The sequence below is a fragment of the Sphingomonas sp. Sphisp66 genome, from assembly GCF_047324325.1.
Classification (GTDB): domain Bacteria; phylum Pseudomonadota; class Alphaproteobacteria; order Sphingomonadales; family Sphingomonadaceae; genus Sphingomonas.
The window spans coordinates 1,706,533-1,723,268 of sequence record NZ_CP168508.1 but is presented as its reverse complement, the minus strand read 5'-3'; the positions used below and the strand labels follow the sequence as shown (position 1 = coordinate 1,723,268).

Genomic DNA, 16,736 nt, shown 5'->3' with positions numbered 1-16,736 from the left:
CATCGCGGCGCGCCTAGTCCCTGCGGCAGACCATAAGGATGCCTCATGCGCGCGCTTGCCTTTGCTTTCGCTCTCACCCTTCCCGCCCTCGCCAATGCCCAGGATGCCCAGCCGACCGGCAAGCTGCCGGACACGGTGACGCCCCTCGCCTATCGGCTCGACCTGACGATCGTCCCGGAGAAGCCGCGCTTCAGCGGCCATGCCGAGATCGATGTGCGGCTGAACAAGGCGGCGCAGGCGGTGTGGATGCACGGCCGCAACCTCAATGTGACGAAGGCGGTGGCGATCGTCGGAGGCAAGGAAGTGCCGCTGACCTTCACCCAGAAGAGCCCGCACGGTCTCGCCCAGATCGATTTCGGCAAGACGGTGCAGCCGGGCAAGGTCACGCTGAAGTTCGACTATGACGCGGCCTTCGGCGGGGGCGCCTCCGGTCCCTATCGCATCAACGTGGCCGGCGACTGGTACAGCTGGACGCAGTTCGAATCGATCGATGCGCGCGCTGCCTTCCCCAGCTTCGACGAGCCGGGGTTCAAGACACCCTTCACCGTCGCGCTCACCACCAAGCCGGGCTTTGTCGCGCTTAGCAACGCACCCGAGACGGGCAAGGCCACCAAGGTCGGTGAACTCGTGAAGCACCGCTTCATCGCCACCAAGCCGCTGCCGACCTATCTGGTCGCCTTTGTCGTCGGCCCGTTCGATACCCTTGCCGGCAAGGTTCCCGCCACCGCGCAGCGCAAGGCTCCGCTGCCGCTGCGCATCGTCGGCACCAAGCCCTACAAGGACGAGATGCAGTTCGCGCTGGACAATTCCGGCCCGATCGTCGCGCTGCTCGAGAAATATTTCGGCCAGCCCTTCCCCTTCCCCAAGCTCGACCAGATCGGCTCGCCGGTGATGCCCGGCGCGATGGAGAATGCGGGCGCCGACATCTATGGCGACGGCATCCTGTTCGTCGACGAGAGCGACGCCACCTCGCGCAAGCAGACCTTCGGCATGGTGGTGGCGCACGAGCTGTCGCACCAGTGGTTCGGTGATCTCGTCACCCCGGCCTGGTGGGACGATATCTGGCTGAACGAGAGCTTCGCCAACTGGATGGGCTACCGGATCGGCAATGAGTGGCGCCCCGACCTCGACATCGGCGTGGATGCGATCGGGGAAGGCTTCGAGGCGATGGACCTGGATTCGCTCGTCGCCGGCCGGCCGATCCACCAGAAGATCACCAACGATGCCGATATCGATGCGGCGTTCGACCAGATCACCTATGGCAAGGGCGGCCAGGTCGTCGGGATGATCGCAGCCTATATGGGTGACGAGAAGTTCCGCGACGGCGTGCGCCTGCACATGAAGCGCCATGAATATGGCAACGCGTCCACCGAGCAGTTCTTCGGCTCGCTCGCCGATGCCGCGCACGATCCGCGCGTGCTCGAATCGCTGCGCAGCTTCGTCGACCAGCAGGGCGTGCCGGTGGTGACCTTCCACCGCCAGAACGGCATCCTCACCGCCAGCCAGCAGCGCTTCGCCTATTTCGGCACCAATGCGCCGGCGCAGCAGTGGATCGTCCCGCTCTGCACCCGACAGGGCGAGACCAAGAACTGCATGCTGCTCGACAAGCCGAGCGCGCCTGTCGTCTCGAACGGCACCGGCACGCTCGTCCCCAATGCAGGCGGCTGGGGCTATTACCGCTTCGACCTCGACCCCACCGACTGGGACGCGCTGATCGCCGCCGCCCCGACCCTGCCGACCGGCGAGGCGCTGGCGGTGGACGACAGCCTGTGGGCGAGCTTCTATGCCGGCAAGGCCAGGACCCAGCAGCTCGTCGCGCTGGCCCGTTCGATGGCCCAGCATCCCAAGACCAAGATGCAGCTCGACAATGGCGAGCGGCTCGCCGGCCTGCGCCAGCGCGGGCTGATCGGCGAGGCCGCCCTGCCCGCCTATCGCAAGCTGTTCGTCGATATCTATGGACCGATGCTCGACAAGATCGGCTTCGACCCCAAGGCCGGCGCGCATGAAAAGGACAATGCCGACACCGCCGAATTGCGCGAGCAGCTGGTCGGTTTCGTCGCCGACAATGGCCATGACGCGGCCCTCCGCGCCAAGCTGAGCGCGGCGGCAGATGCCTGGCTGGCCGGCGACACCAAGGCGCTGGACAACGACTTCGCATCGCTGGCGCTGACCGTCACGGTCGAGGATCGTGGCGTGCCCTTCGCCAAGACGCTCGCCGAGGCGGCGCTGGCGGGCAAGACGCCGGGCCTGCGCCAGGCGGCGTTCCGCGCCATTGCCGGCTCGGGCAATGCCGATGTCGCCAAATGGTATTTCACCGAGTTCAACGACGCCCGCTACACCCCGCGCGAGCGGCTGTTCGCCTCGGCGATCTTCATGAACGACGCCAGCACTCGAGACGCGGCGCTCGATTATATGCTCGCCCATTTCGACGAGTTCTCGAAGGCCAGCGGTGGCGGCGGCATCTTCTCGGGCCGCTCGGCGCAGATGTTCAAGTCGCAATGCTCGCTGGCGGCCGCCGACACGGTCGATGCCAAGCTGCGCGCCGAAGGCGGCAGCACGCTGTCGCTCGACCGCGCGGTGGAAGGCATCCGCAACTGCGCCCGGTTCAAGGACGCCAAGGCGGGTGAGGTCACGGCAGCGTTCGCGGGGATGTGACGCACAGCGTCATCCCGGCGAAAGCCGGGATCTCAGGCAACGGGCGCGCAGCTTGCGGCACGAGACCCCGGCTTTCGCCGGGGTGACGGTACCGCTCAGGCCGCCGCCAGCTTGAAGTCCTTGTACTGCGCACGGATCGCGGTCTTGAGCAGCTTGCCGGTGGCGGTGTGCGGCAGGCTCTCGACGAAGTGCACCTCGTCGGGCAGCCACCATTTGGCGACGTGCTGGGCGAGATGCGCCTGCACTTCCTCCGCCGTCACGTCGCTGCCGGGCTTGCGGATCACCAGCAGGATCGGGCGCTCCTCCCATTTCGGGTGATGGACGCCGATCGCCGCCGCCTCGGCGACGCCGGCGCAGCCGACCGCGGCATTCTCCAGCTCGACCGAGCTGATCCATTCGCCGCCCGACTTGATCACGTCCTTGGCGCGATCGGTGATCTGCATCGTGCCGTCCGGATGGAGCAGCGCGACGTCGCCGGTGTCGAACCAGTTGTCGGCATCGACCGCGGGTTCGTCCGCCTTGAAATAGCTCTGCACGATCCACGGGCCGCGCACCTGCAGCCGGCCGGAGCTCTTGCCGTCGCGCGGCTGGACCACGCCTTCGTCGTCCACCACGCGCAGCTCGACGCCGTACGGCACCTTGCCCTGCTTGCAGACCTGGTCGACCTGCGCCTCGAAGCTGAGATCGTCCCAGTCCCAGGACGGCGCGCCCATGGTGCCGATGGGCGACGTCTCGGTCATGCCCCAGGCATGGTTGACGCGGATGCCCATCTTCATCAGCCGCTCGATCATCGCGCGCGGCGCGGCCGAGCCGCCGATGGTGACGATCTTCAGATGCTCGGGCTTGGCACCGGTCGCGTCCATATATTGGAACATCGCGAACCAGACGGTGGGCACGCCGGCCGTGTGGGTCACCTTCTCGCGGTTCATCAGCTCGCACAGCACCAGCGGGTCGTTGACCGCGGAGAAGACGAACTTGATTCCCGCCGCGGCGCCGGCCCAGGGCAGGCCCCAGCCGACCGCGTGGAACATCGGCACGATCGGCATCGCCACCGCCCGCGCCGACAGGTCGAACACGTCGGGCTGCATCTCGGCGATCGCGTGGATCACGCTCGACCGGTGGGTATAGATCACACCCTTGGGATTGCCGGTGGTGCCGCTGGTGTAGCAGATCATGCAGGGCTCGCGCTCGTCGCCCTTCACCCACTCGTAATTGCCGTCCTCGGCGGCGAGCAGCGCCTCGAACCCGTCAGGGCCATCGCTGTCGAAGCAGTAATAATGCTCGATCGTCGTCCAGTGCGGCTTCAACCGCTCGACGATCGGCGCGAAGGCGCGATCGTAGAACAGGACCTTGTCCTCGGCATGGTTGGCGATGAAGGCGAGCTGGTCGTCGAACAGGCGCGGGTTGATCGTGTGGACCAGCCCGCCCATGCCGGCGGTGCCATACCAGGCGACGAGGTGACGGCTGTGGTTCATCGCCAGCGTGCCGACGCGGTCGCCCTTCTTGATGCCGAGCCGCTCGAGCGCCTGGGCGAGCTTTCGGCTGTCCCGGGCGATGCCGGCCCAGGTGGTGCGCGTCTCGCTGCCATCTGCCCAGCGCGTAACGAGCTCCCGCCCCCAATGCTCGCGCGCCGCGTGATCGAGCAGCGTGGTCACGCGCAGCTCGAAATCCTGCATTCCACCCAGCATCCTCGCTCTCCATACCGCTTTTTCGAGGAGCGTAACCTGCGGATGGCGCAGGTGTCGAGAGTGGGCTGTGTAAGGAAGGATTTCGCACCAATTCCGTCGTCCCGGCGCCTGACCCGTCATCCCGGCGAAAGCCGGGATCTCAGGCGAAGGCGCGCGACGCTGGACAAGAGCCGCGTGAGATCCCGACTTTCGTCGGGATGACGGTTATAGGGATGACGGTTGTTGCGTCAGGCCGCCTCGGCCAGCTTCGCCGCGGCGCTCTTGAGTACCGCCCAGCGGATGCCGGGGACATTCTCGATCTTCTGGCGCAGCTCGCCGTCGAGCCGGAAGTCGCGGCCGAGCACGATCTCGGCGACGCCGCCTGCGATGCCGACATGGACCAGCACTTCGCCGCGCCCGCCGCGCTGGTCGCCGATGATGCCGGCGAGGATCGGGATCGCCGCGACATCGTCGATCGTCACGTCGAGCACCAGCCGCGCAGTGTTGGCCAGGCTCTCGAAGCTCTGGACGCGCTTGATCGAGACGCGCGGCGTATCCTCGCCGGCGCGCTTGTCGAGCTCGACGGTCAGCACCGCGCAGCCGCCCTCGCGGGCGCAGCGCTCGAGATCGGGGACGGCGCTGTCCTCGAAGCAGGTGGCGATGGTCTGGGCCGATTTGTCCGAGATCGTCGCCATCATGTACTTGTTGCCGCGCGCCGAGGTGCGCGGACGGCAATCCTCGACCAGCGCCGCGAGCGTCGCGCCGACGCGGGTGCCGGGCGGGATGTCGACCTCGCCCAGCGAGACGATGTCGCGCGCGCCGAAGCTCCTGGCGAGGTGCTGGAAGCGGTCGAGCGGGTGCGCCTGGAAATAGAAGCCAAAGGCCTCGCGCTCGTGCCCGGTCCGGTCGGCGGTCGACCAATAGACGTCCTCGGACAAGCGGATCTCGTCGCCCGCAGGCTTGGTGAGCATGTCGAACGAGGCCTGGAAGCTGTTCCGTTCGCCGTGCGAGCGCTGGCAGACCGCCATGATCCGCTCGGCCGCGCCGTAGACGCCGGCACGATTGTCGTTGATCGAATCGAAGGCACCGGCGGCTGCCAGGGTTTCCAGCTGCCGCTTGTTGATCAGCTGCGGATTGGTGCGCAGGGCGAAATCGTCGAGCGACTTGAAGACGCCGCGCTCCTCGCGGTCGCGCACCAGCTCCTCCATCGCGCCCTCGCCCACGCCCTTGAGCGCGCCCAGCGCATAGCGGACCGCCAGCCCCTCCTCAGTCTTCTCGACGAAGAAATCGGCCTGGCTGCGATTGATGTCGGGCGACAGATAGCGGATCCCGAGCCGCTTCATGTCGTCGACGAAGATCGCCAGCTTGTCGGTCTGGTGGATGTCGTACGCCATCGAGGCGGCGAAGAATTCCTGCGGGTGATGCGCCTTGAGCCACGCCGTCTGGTAGGCGAGCAGCGCATAGGCGGCGGCGTGCGACTTGTTGAAGCCATAGCCGGCGAACTTGTCGATCAAGTCGAACAGCTCGTTCGCCTTGGCCGGCTTGATGTTGTTGTGCTCGGCGCAGCCCTTCACGAAGGTCTCGCGCTGGGCGTCCATCTCCGCCTTGATCTTCTTGCCCATCGCGCGGCGGAGCATGTCCGCGCCGCCGAGGGAGTAGCCGGCCAGGATCTGCGCGGCCTGCATCACCTGCTCCTGATAGACGAAGATCCCGTAGGTCTCCTTCAGGATCGGCTCGAGCAGGTCGTGCGGATAGATGATCTCCTCGCGCCCGCCCTTGCGGTGGCCGAAGCTCGGGATGTTGTCCATCGGGCCCGGGCGATAGAGCGAGACGAGCGCGATGATGTCGCCGAAGTTGGTCGGGCGCACCGCGGTCAGTGTGCGGCGCATGCCTTCCGATTCCAGCTGGAACACGCCGACCGTGTCGCCGCGCTGGAGCAGGTCATAGACTTCGGTGTCGTCCCAGGCGAGCGCATCGAGATCGACGTCGAGCCCGCGATCGGCGAGCAGCTCAACGGCTTTCTTGAGCACCGACAGCGTCTTCAGGCCGAGAAAGTCGAACTTCACCAGGCCGGCGCCCTCGACATATTTCATGTCGAACTGGGTGACCGGCATGTCCGAGCGCGGATCGCGGTAGAGCGGGACGAGCTGCGACAGCGGGCGGTCGCCGATCACCACGCCGGCGGCGTGGGTCGACGAGTGGCTCGGCAGACCCTCGAGCCGCATCGAGAGATCGACGAGGTTCTTGATCTCCTTGTGCGCGTTATACTCGGCGAGGAACTCGCTCACGCCGTTCAGCGTGCGCTCGAGCGTCCAGGGATCGGTCGGGTGGTTGGGGATCTGCTTGGCGAGGCGATCGACCTGGCCATAGCTCATCTGCAGCACGCGGCCGACGTTCTTCACCACTGCCCGCGCCTTCATCGTACCGAAGGTGATGATCTGCGCGACGTGGTCGGAGCCGTATTTCTGCTGGACGTAGCGGATCACCTCGCCACGCCGGGTTTCGCAGAAGTCGATGTCGAAGTCGGGCATCGAGACGCGTTCCGGATTCAGGAAACGTTCGAACAGCAGGCCCAGCTTCAAGGGGTCCAGATCGGTGATGGTCAATGCCCAGGCGACTGCGGAGCCCGCGCCCGAGCCGCGGCCCGGGCCGACGGGAATGTCGTGCGCCTTCGCCCATTGGATGAAGTCCGCGACGATCAGGAAATAGCCCGGGAAGCCCATCTGGATGATGATGTCGAGCTCGAACTGGAGCCGTTCCTCATAGACCTTGCGCTCGGCGGCATCGGTGATCCCGGCCTTTTCCAGCCGCTTCTCCAACCCTTCCCAGGAGAGATCGCGCAGCATCTTCGCCTCGCCCTCGCGATCGCCGGCGAGGCTGGGAAGGATCGGCTTGCGCTTGGGCGCGGCATAGGCGCAGCGCTGGGCGACGACGAGCGTGTTGGCGATGCCCTCGGGCAGGTCCGAGAACAGGCTCTTCATCTCGGTCGCCGGCTTCATCCACGCATCGGGCGAGGAACGCGGGCGATCGTCCGAGGCGACATAGGAGCTGTTGGCGATGCACAGCATCGCGTCATGCGCCTCGTGGAAGGTCGGCTCGGCGAAGCAGCTCGGATTGGTCGCGACCAGCGGCAGGTTCCGGTCATAGGCGAGATCGAGCAGCCTGGGCTCGGCCCTGCCCTCGACCTCGTCGAGCCGGCGAACGATCTCGACATAGAGCCGGTCGGGGAACAGCGCCTCGAGCCGAGTCGCATAATGGGCGGCCGCCGAATCCTGCTGCTCGGCATAGAGCCGCGCCAGCGCCCCTTCCGCCCCGGCGGTCAGGCAGAGCAGCCCGTCGGTGCGCCCTTCCAGCGCCTCGAACGGGATGTGCGCATCCTCTTCGAGCGGGCGATCGAGATGCGCCATCGAGACGAGGTCGCACAGGTTGAGATAGCCCTGCTCGTCCTGCGCATAGAGCGCGAGCCAGTCGATCGGGGCAGCGACTCCATCCGGCATGTCGGGCCGCTTGACCGCCAACAGCGTGCCGATGATCGGCTGGATGCCCGCCTTCATGCAGGCATCGCCGAAGCTCATCGAGGCATAGAGGCCGTTGCGATCGACCACCGCGACCGCCGGAAAACCGAGCTCCTTCGCGCGCTTGGCGATCGTCTTCGGCTCGATCGCGCCCTCCAGCATGGTGAAGGACGAGAAGACCCGAAGTGGAACGAAGCCGGAATGCATCCGCCGATTGTAGGGTCCCGCTCTCCGTGGCGCTACCCGTGGGGAGCGTTGTCCACAATTTTCAAGCGTTTGGGCTCAGGATTCTTCCCTACGCACGGACTCGGACGGGTGCTCTCCGGAATGGCGGGATCGCAGCCGATGGTCCAGATCATGGTTAATCGAAGTAAACCTTTCGCCGATCGAACGGAACGGTTCATCGGTGGATCAGAATTGGGCGCCATTATGGCAACTATAAGGCAAGCAGGGAAACCCACCGAGGTTTCAGTGACTTACCAGCAAAGTCCCAACCTTTTCTGACGAGTCGAGACCCATGAACGCCCTTTACCATGGTAGCGAGCTTTGCGAGGTCGATGCGGACGGCAACGTCGCCGTCCCGGCCTTTCTCGAAGCAGCGCTTTCCCCCGAGACCAATCCCGAGATCATCGTCGCCAAGCACCAGGGCGACACCTGCCTGATCGGCTATGGCCGCGAGCATCTCTCCACCCTCGCCGAGCGCGCCGAGCGCCGCCGGATCGCGGAGGAAGCGCGCGGCGAGGAAGCCCGCAGCCACTATCACCGCATGCGCGGCACCTTCGGCCTCTCCGAGCGGATGAAGCGCGAGGGCAAGGGCCTGCGCATCCCCGCGGCGATGCGCCATCTCGGCCGCATCGACGACCTCGCGCTGTTCGTCGGCGCCGGCGACAGCTTCGAAATCTGGAACCCCGCGATCGCGCTCGAAAGCGACGACGCCCATTTCCGCGCCCTGGCCGAATTCCGGCTGCGGATGCGCGGCACCAAGACGACCAAGGGAGTGCATTGAGATGAGTATCCGCTGCAACATGATGGGCCACACCGCCGGCACCACCCATCATCACAACCAGGGTCTCGACTTCGCGGTCTGCCACCATTGCGGCTGCGACCTGATCCGCCCCGAGGGCGGCGAATGGAGCGAAGTGCCCGAGGGCTTCCAGGTCGTGTGGCGCGAGTTCGGCCGCACCGGCGATGCCGCCTCGGTCGCCGAGCGTATGGCGCGCATGGCGCCCCCGCCCCGCCGCCGCGAGCCGCGAGGCGCCCGCCCCAAGCCCCGCCGCGACGCGCGCGGCCGTCCGTTCTCTGCAGGTTTCGGCATGGTCGGCGCGCTCGCCAATCTCGGCAAGCTGGTCGGTAGTGAGGTCGAGGACGACACCACCGGGATCGAGGCTAGCGGCCAATATGTCATTCGCCTGCCGCACACCGGCACGACCCATTAAGGACCGCGCATCCGCATAGCGTACCGGCAGTACGCGGTCCCGGACCCGGTGGCGGGGTGCACCTCCTCCCGCCCCGCCACCGGCCACCTTCCTTCCCCGCTCCCGCCCGGCTAGATTCCGGCGCGAATCCAAAGGGGGTGGATCGATGTTCTTCCTGTCGCTCGCGCTGCTCGGGCAGTCCGTCACGCTCGATGCCGATACCGGCAAGGCCGCACGGCAATGCCTGCCCGCCTTCCTGCTCGCCGCCAGAAGCAAGGATCCGGGCGTGCTGCGTGGCCTGTCCCATCAATTGTACCTGGGCATGACGGCAGCCGCAGCGGAGAGTCCCACCGACAATGTCGTCGATCGCTCCATCCAGATCATGCGCGAGGCCAATGACCCCGCACGCTCGCGCCCCGAGGACAATGCCGGCCTGATCCCGGCCTGCGATGCGCGCTTCCCGCTGGCGCGCGCAACTGCCCCCGCCCCGCTCCCCGCCGATCCGGACGAACGCGACATCCTGTGCACGGGCGTGACCACATTGCTGGCCGGCGCGGCTGGCGCGCTTGCCCGATATGGCGATTCGTCTTTCGAAAAGGAAATATCGCAAGTGCTCGCGCGGCTCACCCCGCGCTTCGAAGCGATCCGCAAGGCCCGGAACGTCGCCGACACGCCGGACGCCCGGCATGCGCTGACATCGGGCGCTTTCCGAGCCTCGCTCGAACGCGGCAATCTCGAGGCGATCTACCAGAGCTGCAAGAAGCTCCCCGCCTGACACGTAACCAGACTTATCCCCAGCTTTCCTCGCGTACGCGCACGCGCGCGGGCGGGGTTGGCAGGATGCGTCGGCAGCGTTAGAGCCGTAAGACACACTCAAGAACCCGAAAGCGGTGAACACTTTGACCGACGAGACCATCCTCGCCGACGACCCCTCCGACATTACGCCGATCTCGATCGTCGACGAGATGAAGACGAGCTACCTCGATTACGCGATGAGCGTGATCGTGGCGCGCGCGCTCCCCGACGTTCGCGACGGCCTGAAGCCCGTCCACCGCCGCATCCTCTACGCCGCGCAGGAAGGCGGCTATGTCGCCGGCCGCGCCTATCGCAAGTCGGCCCGCCTCGTCGGTGACGTGATGGGTAAGTACCACCCGCACGGCGACAGCTCGATCTACGACGCGATGGCGCGCATGGCCCAGGACTGGGCGATGCGGGTGCCGCTGATCGACGGCCAGGGCAATTTCGGCTCGATGGATCCCGATCCGCCCGCCGCGATGCGCTACACCGAAGCGCGCCTCGCCAAGGTCGCCTCGGCGCTGCTCGACGATATCGAGAAGGACACGGTCGACTTCGTCCCGAACTATGACGGGTCGGAGAGCGAGCCGGCGGTCCTCCCCGCGCGCTTCCCCAACCTGCTGGTCAACGGCGCCGGCGGCATCGCGGTTGGCATGGCGACCAACATCCCGCCGCACAATCTCGGCGAAGTGATCGACGCTTGCCTGGCGCATATCGACGGCATGCTCGGCAAGCGCGAGGCGCTGACGCTCGAGGAGCTGATGGAGATCGTCCCCGGTCCGGACTTCCCGACCGGCGCGCTGATCCTCGGCCGCTCGGGCTGCCGCAACGCCTATTCGACCGGCCGCGGCTCGATCATGGTCCGCTCGCGCCACGAGTTCGAACAGCGCGGCGATCGTCGCTCGATCGTGCTCACCGAGATTCCGTATCAGCAGGGCAAGAACGCGCTGGTCGAGAAGATCGCCGAGGCCGCCAAGGACAAGCGCATCGAAGGCGTGAGCGACATCCGCGACGAATCGTCGCGCGAGGGCGTCCGCATCGTCATCGACCTGAAGCGCGACGCGACCCCCGAGGTCGTGCTCAATCAGGTCTGGCGCAACACCCCTGCCCAGTCGAGCTTCCCGGCCAACATGCTCGCGATCCGCGGCGGCCGGCCGGAACTGCTCAACCTGCAGGACATCATCCAGGCCTTCGTCAAGTTCCGCGAGGAGGTCATCACCCGCCGCTCGAAGTTCGAGCTGGCCAAGGCCCGCGAGCGCGCGCACATCTTGCTCGGCCTGGTGATCGCGGTCACCAACCTGGACGAGGTCGTCCGCATCATCCGTGGTTCGTCGAGCCCGGCCGAGGCCCGCGACAAGCTGCTCGCGCGCGAATGGCCGATCGCGGAGATCGCCCAGTACATCAAGCTGGTCGAGGCGGTCGAAACCGAAGTCACCGGCGACACCTATCGCCTGTCGGACGCTCAGGTCCGCGCCATCCTCGACCTGCGCCTGCATCGCCTGACCGCGCTCGGCCGCGACGAGATCGGCGACGAGCTCAAGGAACTGGCCGACTCGATCGCCGAGCTGCTCGAGATCCTCGGCAACCGCGCGAAGCTGTACGAAGTGATGGTCGAGGAGCTGACCACGGTCCGCGCCCTCTACGCCACCCCGCGCCGCACCGAGATCGCCCCCGCTGCCGATGGCATCGAGGACGAGGACCTGATCGAGCGCGAGGACATGGTCGTCACCGTGACCGTGCAGGGCTATATCAAGCGCACCAGCCTCGACAGCTTCCGCGCCCAGAACCGCGGCGGCAAGGGCCGCGCCGGCATGGCGACCAAGGACGAGGACGCCGTCACCGAGCTGTTCGTCACTTCGACGCACACCCCGGTGCTGTTCTTCTCGACCCTCGGCAAGGTCTATCGCATGAAGGTCTGGAAGCTGCCCGAGGGCGGCCCGGCCACGCGCGGGCGGCCGATGATCAACATCCTGCCGCTCGCGGCGGGCGAGACCATCTCGACCGTGCTCCCGCTCCCCGAGGACGAGAATGAGTGGGCGAACCTCCATGTGATGTTCGCCACCGCCAAGGGCTCGGCACGCCGCAATGCGATGGACGCGTTCAACAACGTGCCCTCGAACGGCAAGATCGCGATGAAGTTCGAAGGCGAGGACGCCGACGACCGGCTGATCGGCGTGGCGCTGCTGGAGGAAGGCGACGACGTGCTGCTCGCCACCCGCCAGGGCCGGGCGATCCGCTTCGCCGCCGACGATGTCCGCGAGTTCCAGAGCCGCAACTCCACCGGTGTGCGCGGCATGAAGCTGGCCGAGGGAGACGAGGTCATCTCGCTGTCGATCCTCCACCGCGTCGGCACCACCAGCGAGGAGCGCGAGGCCTATCTCCGCTTCGCGCCGTGGAAGGCCGAGAAGGAAGGCCAGCCCGATCTGGCGCCCGAGCGCTTCGAGGAGCTCAAGGATCGCGAGCAGTTCATCCTCACCGTCTGCGCCAATGGCTATGGCAAGCTGAGTTCGGCCTACGAGTATCGGCGCACCGGCCGTGGCGGCCAGGGCATCACCAATATCGACAATATCGGCCGTAACGGTCCGGTGGTGGCGAGCTTCCCGGCGAGCAAGGGGCACCAGCTGATGCTGGTCACCGACCAGGCCAAGATGATCCGCATGTCGCTGGGCGACCTGCGCGTGATCGGCCGCGGTTCGGCGGGCGTGCGCCTGTTCAACGTGGCGGACAACGAGCATGTCGTCTCCGCCGCGCGGATCGAGGAAAGCGAAGGCGATGCCGAGGTGGAGCTGGGTGACGGCCCGACCATCGGCGAAGCCACGCCTGACGGCACCACGAGCGAGGACCTCGCCCGTGGGCCTGAGGACGGGCAGTAAGGCTCTCCAACCGCCAATATCAACGTCATCCCCGCGAAAGCGGGGACCCATCTACTGCGCTATCCCGTTTCACCACAGCTGTTATGCCCGTGGCACCTTCAGGAGATGGGCCCCCGCTTTCGCGGGGTGACGATCGGGATAGCTTCGGAGCTCCTGCCAAGGGAACCGCCATGCCCGAAAACACCGCCTACAAGATCCTCACCGCCGAACAGATGCACGCCCTCGAGCAGAATGGCGTGTTCAAGGGCGCCCCGATCGACCTGCAGGATGGCTATATCCACCTCTCCACCGCCGCGCAGGTCGAGGAGACGCTGGACAAGCATTTCGCCGGCCAGACCGGCCTGTGGCTCGCAGCGGTGGATCTGGAGGCGATGGGCGACGCAGTACAATGGGAGCCGTCGCGCGGCGGCCAGCTTTTCCCGCACCTCTATGCCGACCTGCCGCTCGATGCGGTGACAGCGTACAGCCCCGTCCATTACGAACCCGACGGCTCGCTCCGCCTGCCCGTCACCGGCTGAAAAACGCGGCATCGCAATAAAATTGCCAAACCTTCCGGAAGGCGCTTGACGGGGAGAGACGCTACCCGTAATTGCCCGCTTCCGCTGCACGGCCCCTTCGTCTAGCGGTCAGGACGTCGCCCTCTCACGGCGAAAACACGAGTTCGATTCTCGTAGGGGTCACCAGCGCGGACGCAGGAGAATCTCACCTGCGACTACGCGCCAGCAACAGCGCTCCCCGACATCGCCATGTAGAGCCCAGCCCTCCGCGTCAGGCCTTGGGGAACAGCGCCTTCCAGCGGGCATCGAGCTTTGCCTGCGCATCGTTCTTCTTCACCCTGGAGACGAAGGAGAGCCCGCGCAGCGCCACGCTGTGCCCACCCAGCAGCCGGCCGGATATCGTATAGCCGATCTCGTAGAGCGCGACGTCCTCGTGCGGCTCACCATCGACCAGGAAGCGCGTGACGATGACGACCGGCAGCCGCTCGTCTCCCCTGCTATTGTCGGCAAGATTTGCCGCCTCCCGCGCCTTTTCCAGGGCATGCTCGAACCAGGAAGTCTCGATCCGCGGCTCACCGGTGGTCTGCGCGGACGCAGCCCCGAGCGCGGCAGGGAAGAGCAAGGTCTGGCTCTGGACGGATTGTTCCGCGGAGGCAGGCTTCAGCACCAGGGCGCGCTTGCCCGCATCCGCGACGACGAGAACCAGCGTGCCCGCACGCGTGGAGGCACGCCGCGCGTCCGCGCTCTGCGCAGCCTTGCTGTCGCTCCGCTCGCTCCAGCTGTTCCACAAGGTCAGCCCCGAAATGACGACCGCGATCACCGCCAGCACTTCGCCCAGGGTAATCCACCGGCGCCGGATCGCGGCGGATTCGGCGGCGCGCGCCTCGGCCCTTTCCTCGGCTTGAGTCGGGGCGGGAAGATCGGACGGGGAAGGAAGTTCGCTCACGCGGCTCGTTCCATCATTTGCCGATGGAACCGTCAAGCGCTCCGCTCGGTCGCAGAAGCTGACGTCTTTGTCGCAGCGACGTCGCCTGAAAGCCCGCCGGCCAGCATCAGCGCGGGTGTCGAACGCCTTTCGGAAGGCTGCTGCAAACCACCGGGCTGGCCAGGACCCCGCCATCCCGGGGGAGCCTTCCCGCCCAGGCCAAGACGAGGGCGGCGCCGCGTATTTGGTTCCGCGGCGTCGCCCGCCCCTTCATTCGAACTCGAGGATTGCCGCGTCCACGGCCAGGCTGTCGCCGGCGCCGAAATTGGCCGCCTTCACCACCCCTGCCCGCTCGGCGCGCAGGATGTTCTCCATCTTCATCGCCTCCACCACCGCAAGCGGCTGGCCGGCCTCGACCTTGTCGCCGGGCGCGACATGGAGCTGGGTGAGCAGGCCCGGCATCGGCGCGAGCAGGAACTTGCTCATGTCCGGCGGCACCTTCTCGATCATGTGGTGCCGGAACTGCGCGATGTGCGGCGGATAGACCTCGACCAGGTGCGAGGCACCGTGCGCGGTGAGCTTCCAGGCCGCCCCCTTGCGCGCGACCCCGACGCTGAGCGGCGCGCCGTCGATCATCGCGGTGAGGATCAGATTGTCCGCCTGCCATTCGCCGTCGATCTCCATCGGCTGGCCATCGACCGTGACTTCCTCGTCGACCACGACCGCGAACCGATCGCCGTCGATCAGCACCACGCGCTCGTCACCGACGGAGACGGCCCCGTTGAGCTGGCCCGAGGTCGCCGCGGCCCGTTCTGCACGCTCGATGTCGATGACTGCCGCCAGCGCCGCCAGCTTGCGCTTCAGCGCATCGGAGGCCGGCGCGCCGTGGAAGCCCTCGGGATATTCCTCGGCGATGAACCCAGTGGTCAACGCGCCTTCCCGGAAGCGCGGATGCTGGACCAGCGCGGAGAGGAAATCGATATTGTGGCCGATGCCGTCGATCCGGAAGCGGTCGAGCGCCGCCACCTGCAGGTCCGCCGCCTCGTCGCGCGTCTCGCCCCAGGTGATCAGCTTGGCGATCATCGGGTCGTAGAACATCGAGATCTCGCTGCCCTCGGTCACGCCGTCGTCGACGCGGACATAGCCATGGTCGCCGCGGGTGCCGGGCGCGCCATAAGGCGTCTCCTCGGCAGCGGGCGGGCGATAGCGCACCAGCCGCCCGGTGGAGGGCAGGAAGCCGCGATAGGGATCCTCGGCATAGACGCGATTCTCGATCGCCCAGCCGGTCAGCCTGATGTCGTCCTGGCCGAAGGCGAGCTTCTCGCCATAGGCGACGCGGATCATCTGCTCGACCAGATCGAGCCCGGTCACCGCCTCGGTCACCGGATGCTCCACCTGCAGGCGGGTGTTCATCTCGAGGAAGTAGAAGCCCTGCCCGGTCTTGTCGGCGCCCGAGACGATCAACTCGACCGTGCCGGCGCTGAAATAGCCCACGGCGCGCGAGAGGGCGACGGCCTGCTCGCCCATCGCCTTGCGCATCTCGGGCGTGACGAAGGGCGACGGCGCCTCCTCGACCACCTTCTGGTGGCGGCGCTGGATCGAGCATTCGCGCTCGCCCAGATAGACGATGTTGCCATGCTGGTCGCCCAGCACCTGGATCTCGATATGGCGCGGGCTCTCGATGAACTTCTCGATGAACACCCGGTCGTCGCCGAAGCTTGCCAGCCCCTCGCGCTTGGTCGCCTCGAAGCCCTCGCGGACATCGGCCTCGCTCCAGGCAAGGCGCATGCCCTTGCCGCCGCCGCCGGCCGAGGCCTTCATCATCACCGGATAGCCGATCTCGTTGGAGATGCGGACGGCGTGCTCGGTATCCTCGATCACCCCGACGAAACCGGGCACGACGTTGACCCCGGCCGCCTTGGCGAGCTTCTTGGACTCGATCTTGTCGCCCATCGCCGCGATAGCGCCCGGCGGCGGGCCGACAAAGGCGATCCCCGCATCCGCGCAAGCCTTCGCAAAGCTCTCGCGCTCCGAGAGGAAACCGTATCCCGGATGGATGCAGTCGGCCCCGGTCTCCTTGGCGGCGAGCAGGATCAGCTCGGCCTTGAGATAGGATTCCGCCGCCGGCGCCGGCCCGAGCCGCACCGCCTCGTCCGCCATCAGCACGTGCGGCGCGCGGGCGTCCGCGTCCGAATAGACCGCCACCGTGGCGATCCCCATCTTCTTGGCGGTGCGCATCACGCGGCACGCGATCTCGCCCCGATTGGCGACCAGGATCTTCTTGAACACCCTTCACTCCCCTTCCGCTTGCGGGAGGGGCCGGGGGAGGGCCTGTCTGCCGCGAGCGTTCTATCCGGTTCGGAGGGGTGGCCCCTCCCCTAACCCCTCCCACAA

General features: G+C 66.8%; 10 protein-coding genes and 1 tRNA gene. 7 read left to right on the top strand and 4 right to left on the bottom strand.

Annotated features, from left to right (window positions below; translation table 11 throughout):
* Window positions 1-45: 45 nt before the first annotated feature.
* On the top strand, window positions 46-2,655 hold the full coding sequence (locus ACEN8G_RS08400; protein WP_413416581.1) for a M1 family metallopeptidase: 2,610 nt from the start codon (window positions 46-48) through the stop codon (window positions 2,653-2,655).
* Between the two features lie 95 nt (window positions 2,656-2,750).
* On the opposite strand, the gene ACEN8G_RS08395 is transcribed toward ACEN8G_RS08400, so the two are convergent.
* Together ACEN8G_RS08395 and dnaE are read right to left on the bottom strand one after the other, a co-directional pair.
* Window positions 2,751-4,343 carry a long-chain fatty acid--CoA ligase gene (locus tag ACEN8G_RS08395; RefSeq protein WP_413416583.1) on the bottom strand — a complete coding sequence of 531 codons (1,593 nt, stop codon included), beginning with the start codon at window positions 4,341-4,343 and terminating at the stop codon, window positions 2,751-2,753.
* Between the two features lie 227 nt (window positions 4,344-4,570).
* A complete protein-coding gene (gene dnaE, locus ACEN8G_RS08390; RefSeq protein ID WP_413416585.1) occupies window positions 4,571-8,044 on the bottom strand; it encodes a DNA polymerase III subunit alpha in 3,474 nt (1,157 codons plus the stop codon).
* 310 nt (window positions 8,045-8,354) lie between these two features.
* On the opposite strand from dnaE, the gene ACEN8G_RS08385 reads away from it, so the two are divergent.
* The 6 genes from ACEN8G_RS08385 to ACEN8G_RS08360 all read left to right on the top strand — a co-directional run bounded on the left by ACEN8G_RS08385 (window position 8,355) and on the right by ACEN8G_RS08360 (window position 13,603).
* Window positions 8,355-8,843, top strand: coding sequence for a hypothetical protein (locus tag ACEN8G_RS08385; protein ID WP_413416587.1), 489 nt, complete (start codon window positions 8,355-8,357; stop codon window positions 8,841-8,843).
* A 1-nt stretch (window position 8,844) separates the two neighbouring features.
* Entirely contained in the window at window positions 8,845-9,273 is a 429-nt protein-coding gene (locus ACEN8G_RS08380; protein ID WP_413740769.1) for a hypothetical protein, read from the top strand.
* A 145-nt stretch (window positions 9,274-9,418) separates the two neighbouring features.
* The gene (locus ACEN8G_RS08375) at window positions 9,419-10,027 is read left to right on the top strand and encodes a hypothetical protein (RefSeq protein WP_413418674.1); all 609 of its coding nucleotides are present in this window, start codon (window positions 9,419-9,421) and stop codon (window positions 10,025-10,027) included.
* A gap of 124 nt (window positions 10,028-10,151) precedes the next feature.
* The gene (gene gyrA, locus ACEN8G_RS08370; protein WP_413418682.1) at window positions 10,152-12,920 is read left to right on the top strand and encodes a DNA gyrase subunit A; all 2,769 of its coding nucleotides are present in this window, start codon (window positions 10,152-10,154) and stop codon (window positions 12,918-12,920) included.
* Window positions 12,921-13,090: 170 nt separating this feature from the next.
* Entirely contained in the window at window positions 13,091-13,438 is a 348-nt protein-coding gene (locus ACEN8G_RS08365; RefSeq protein WP_413418676.1) for a DUF952 domain-containing protein, read from the top strand.
* 90 nt (window positions 13,439-13,528) lie between these two features.
* A tRNA-Glu gene (locus tag ACEN8G_RS08360) sits at window positions 13,529-13,603 on the top strand.
* A gap of 85 nt (window positions 13,604-13,688) precedes the next feature.
* Here the strand turns inward: ACEN8G_RS08360 and ACEN8G_RS08355 are convergent.
* The gene (locus ACEN8G_RS08355; protein WP_413418678.1) at window positions 13,689-14,363 is read right to left on the bottom strand and encodes a hypothetical protein; all 675 of its coding nucleotides are present in this window, start codon (window positions 14,361-14,363) and stop codon (window positions 13,689-13,691) included.
* Between the two features lie 249 nt (window positions 14,364-14,612).
* Window positions 14,613-16,631 carry a biotin carboxylase N-terminal domain-containing protein gene (locus tag ACEN8G_RS08350; RefSeq protein ID WP_413418680.1) on the bottom strand — a complete coding sequence of 673 codons (2,019 nt, stop codon included), beginning with the start codon at window positions 16,629-16,631 and terminating at the stop codon, window positions 14,613-14,615.
* Between the last annotated feature and the right edge of the window lie 105 nt (window positions 16,632-16,736).